Raw genomic sequence first — 739 nt, 5'->3', positions numbered from 1 at the left:
TGAAAGGTTTTACACCCACTTATGCGGCAGGCCTTTCCATCATTTCTGTTGCTGTCTCTTCGTGGTTTTCGAAAGATCACAAGATGGGACCAAAAGCGATCATCGAGGCGATGTCTCAAGGCGCGAAGAACATGGCAACCACCGCTGTCTTGCTGGTGGGTATTGGTTTAGTGATCAACGTAATCAGTACCACAGGCATCGGCAATACTTTCTCTTTGATGATCAATGGTTGGGCGAATGGTGATTTGTTCATCATGCTCGTGTTGATTGCTTTGGCATCGTTGGTTTTAGGTATGGGCTTACCTGTGACAGCGGCGTATATTGTTCTGGGCACTTTGTCTGCCCCTGCCTTGTATAAGTTGATTGCCGAGAACCAACTTTTAGAGTTGATGGTTTCAGGGCAATTACCTGAGCAAGCGAAAGCGATCTTCATGCTAGCTGCACCAGATAAGCTCGAACTTCTCAATGCGCCAATGGCGCTGGAAACGGCGAAAGAAATGCTGTCGATGGTTCCTGCTGATTTTGTTGAAACGCTACTAGAGCAAAGTTTGGGTTTAGAGGCGGTTGGCTTGGCATTGTTGGCCGCGCATTTGATCATATTCTGGCTTTCGCAAGACAGTAACGTTACGCCACCAGTGTGTTTAACCGCATTCGCAGCGGCGACCATTGCGAAAACGCCACCAATGCGAACCGGCTTAATGGCTTGGAAAATTGCGAAGGGGCTGTACTTGGTTCCATT

1 protein-coding gene is annotated in these 739 nt (G+C 48.2%); it reads left to right on the top strand.

Annotated features, from left to right (window positions below):
- Positions 1-739, top strand: a 739-nt coding sequence (locus R8O11_RS27300) for a TRAP transporter large permease subunit (RefSeq protein WP_318194889.1), incomplete at both ends; no start/stop codon positions are given.

It is taken from the genome of Vibrio sp. 1288 (assembly GCF_033344475.1).
Note: the sequence above shows the minus strand (reverse complement) of the source record. Positions and strands in the feature narration are given on the sequence as shown.